This window comes from Achromobacter sp. 2789STDY5608621, assembly GCF_001299375.1.
Lineage (GTDB): Bacteria > Pseudomonadota > Gammaproteobacteria > Burkholderiales > Burkholderiaceae_B > Achromobacter > Achromobacter insuavis.
Genome location: NZ_CYTU01000036.1, coordinates 6,213 through 9,712 on the forward strand (window position 1 = coordinate 6,213; position 3,500 = coordinate 9,712).

General features: G+C 71.3%; 4 protein-coding genes. 2 read left to right on the forward strand and 2 right to left on the reverse strand.

From position 1 onward, the window contains the following. Positions 1 to 266 precede the first annotated feature (266 nt). Positions 267 to 650, forward strand: coding sequence for a c-type cytochrome (locus AOZ53_RS24945; protein WP_054489776.1), 384 nt, complete (start codon positions 267 to 269; stop codon positions 648 to 650). A gap of 6 nt (positions 651 to 656) precedes the next feature. Here AOZ53_RS24945 and AOZ53_RS24950 read toward each other — a convergent pair whose 3' ends face one another. Next, positions 657 to 1,325 (reverse strand): HAD family hydrolase, encoded by a 669-nt coding sequence (locus tag AOZ53_RS24950; RefSeq protein ID WP_054434140.1) that lies wholly within the window; start codon positions 1,323 to 1,325, stop codon positions 657 to 659. A 73-nt stretch (positions 1,326 to 1,398) separates the two neighbouring features. Further along, a complete protein-coding gene (locus AOZ53_RS24955; RefSeq protein WP_054489777.1) occupies positions 1,399 to 2,607 on the reverse strand; it encodes an MFS transporter in 1,209 nt (402 codons plus the stop codon). Between the two features lie 107 nt (positions 2,608 to 2,714). On the opposite strand from AOZ53_RS24955, the gene AOZ53_RS24960 reads away from it, so the two are divergent. Then, positions 2,715 to 3,500: LysR family transcriptional regulator (locus AOZ53_RS24960; protein WP_054489778.1), on the forward strand; the 786-nt coding region annotated here is incomplete at its 3' end.

The following is a 3,500-nucleotide window of genomic DNA, read 5'->3' on the forward strand; positions in this document are numbered from 1 at the left end:
GTCAAGCCCGAGCCGCTGCCCGCTTAGAGGCATGTCGACCGCCAACCGGCCGACGCCGGGCGGCCGATGGTTGGCGGTCGATGGTCGGCGACCCGGGCTCGGCGGCCTACGTTCAGCGGCCCGACGCCGCCAGGCTCTAGAATGCGAGGCGCATTTTTTCGCGCCGCCCAGGATCCGGATTGGCTGGACTGCCGACGCAGGAAGCGGGCATGCCCTGGCGCCGCCGGAGCGCCCGCCCTGGACGCCGATCGAGACGACACGAGTACATGAAAACAAGAACAGCATGCTTCGCCGCGCTGGGCCTCTCCGCGCTGCTTCAAGCGCCGCTTGCCAACGCCGAAAACCTCAACGGCAAGAATCTCTTCCAGCAACGCTGCGCCATGTGCCACGGCGCGGACATCAAGGGCACCGGGCCCCTGGCCAGGAAGAGCAATCCGCCCACCCCGGATCTCACCACCGCCGCGTTCAGGAAGCGGCTGACCGACTATCCGGGCGTCATCGTGTCCTCGGTCATCCTGCGCCCCAACGGCGACCTGATTCCCAAGACCCTGCGCGAAAATGGCGTAAAGGTGCCGCCGCACGCCTGGACGGTCAAGGACTTCCGCGACCTGAACGAGTACATGACCGGCGTGATCGCCAAGAGCCGCTGACGCGGGCTAGATGATCTCCGACAGGCGCTGCAGGTCGCTGATGACCTCGAAGGCGCCTTCGTCCAGCAGGCGCTGGCGCTGGTCCGGCCCGTTGTGCGAGGCGCCGATATAGCCCACCGCCCGCATGCGCGCGGCCCGCGCGGCACGCACGCCCGGCACGCTGTCCTCGACCACCACGCATTCCAGGATGGCCGTGCGCATCTGCCGCGCGGCGAACAGGAACACATCCGGCGCCGGCTTGCCATGCGCCACCTGCGCCGTGCTGAACACATGCGGCGCGAACGCGTCCCACAGCCCCACCAGCTTGAGCGCCGCCTCCAGCTTGGGCGGCGTGCTGCTGGAGGCCACGCAATACTCGATGCCGCGCAGGCGCAAGGCCGCCAGGGTCTCAAGCACCCCAGGCAACGCCCGCAGCTCCCGCCGGAAGGTGTCCTGCAGGCGGTCGGCGTACTCGCGCGGGAAGTCCGGCGGCAGCGGCCGCGCGTTCTCTTCCTGCAGGGTCTGCCACATGTCGGCGTCGGGGATGCCGGCGAAACGCCGCGCGGCTTCCTGCGGCGTGATGGCGATGCCGTGTTCGGCCAGCGCGCGCGACTGGGCGCGGGCGGCGATGATTTCGCTGTCGATCAGGACGCCGTCACAATCGAAGATGACAAGGCGCGGGGCAGGCGTAGGCATAGGGACTCCACGGGATGCGAGCCCCCATGATAGGCCGTCCGCATGACAATCGACGCACCGGTCCCGGCGGCGGCTACAGGCGCGCGCCGTTCAGTCGACGCAACCGCCAGGCGACGGCCAGGCCGCCCAGCGCCGCGGCCGCCACGATCAGCGACGCCTGCGCCCAGCCATAGCGGTCGATCACCCCGCCCACCGTGACGGGCCCGATCACCTGCCCCAGGTTGCTGCCCATCATCACCAGCCCGACCGTGGCCGCCGTCAACGCCGGCCGCGGCGCCACCAGCGGCGCGGTGCCCAGCAGCGTCGCCGGGATGAGCCCGCCCACCGCCGAGAACAGCACGCACAGCAGGAAGGTCGGCATCGCCGGAAACACCGAGCGGAAGATCAGCAGCGCCACCACGCCCATCGCCACGCTGGCGCAGGCGATCAGCGTCGAGCGCCGCCAGCCGCGCGACAGCAGCACGCCCGCGCCCAGATTGCCGATGATGTTGGCGGCGCTGGCCGCGGCGCTGTACAGCCCCGCGGTGGCCAGCGGCAGCCCGAGCTTGTCCATCAGCAGCACCGGCAGGAAGGTGAACAGCGCGAAGAACATCAGGCTGTAGAGCGTGAACGAAGCCGCCAGCAGCATGGGACCGGCCGCGCCCAGCGTGTCCGCCGTGTCCTGCCGCAGCCCGTGCCATGACAGGCCGGCGCCGGCCGGCGTGGGCGGCGCCAGCGCGGCGATGCAGCCCAGCGCGATCACGGCGGCCGCGCCGGCGCACCACCAGTAGGCGTGCCAGTCGCCAAAGGCCTGCGAGGCCAGCATGGCGATGGCCATGCCCGCCGGCATGTAGCAGCTCCACAGCGCGAAGGCCAGGTCGCGGCTGGACGGCAGCACCAGGCGCTGCAGCGCCGCCGGGCCGGCCACCGTGATCAGCAGGAAGCCCAGGCCCTCGACCACGCGCGAGGCCAGCAGCACGCCATAGCCCGGCGCCAGCGCGCCCGCCGCCGTGCCCGCGGCCACCGTCGCCAGGCCCCACAGCAGCATGCGGCGCGCGCCGAAGCGCGCGATCACGCCGCCCGCCGCGATGCCGCCCAGCACGCCCAGGATCGAGAACACCGCCGTCAGCGTGCCGATCGACGCCAGGTCCAGCCCCAGGTCGCGGCGCAACAGCGGCGCCGCGATGATCACCTTGCCCACCTGCAGCGACGCCACCACCCCGGCGCCCACGATCGCCAGCACCGCTCCCCAACGCGTCGCCGCCGGCTGGCCGGCCTGCGCCGCGCTTTCCACCTTGTCCATCCTCGCCTCTCCTCGCTTGCAATGCCGCCAGCATGCCGGCCGGAACCGATTCTGATAAGTGATAATCTTTTGATGGAACCGATCTGAAAAATAGATCAGAACGCACGATGATAGACGCCCTCACCCTGGACCAGCTACGCGTGTTCGCCGCCGTGGCCGACACCGGCAGTTTCCGCGCCGCCGCCAAGCAGCTGTCGCGGGTGCAGTCGGCTGTCAGCCATGCCATCGCCAACATGGAAACCCAGCTGGGCGTGCGCCTGTTCGACCGTGGCGGCCATCGCCCGGTCATGACGCCGGCAGGCCAGGCACTGCTGGCCAACGCCCGCGACATCCTGCTGCGGGTCGACGCCCTGCGCGCCCGCGCCCAGGGCCTGGGCGAAGGCGTGGAACTGGAACTGTCGCTGGTGGTGGACACCCTCTATCCCATCGCGCAGGTCGGCGCCGCGCTGAACCGCCTGCGCGCCATCTATCCCTCGGTGGCCAGCCGCGTCGCGGTGCTGCCGCTGGGCGGACCGATTGCCGCGCTGCTGGACGGCAGCCACCAGCTGGGCATCATCGCCGGCGAGCATTTCCGCCATCCGCGCATCGCGATCCAGGCGCTGTCCTCGGTGCAGATGGTGGCGGTGGTGGGCGCCGGCCATGCCCTGGCCGCGCGCGTCGCCGACGGCCCGCCGCTGACCGCCCCGGACCTGGCCGACCATATCCAGGTGGTGCAGAGCGATCCGTCCAGCCTCAGCGCCGGCCGCGACTTCGCGGTGCTGTCGCCGCAGACCTGCCGCGTCAGCGGCCAGGACACCAAGCACGCGCTGATCCTGGCCGGCGTCGGCTGGGGCCGGCTGCCGCTGTGGCTGGTCGAGCGCGACCTGGCCGAGGGCCGGCTGCTGCGCCTGCCC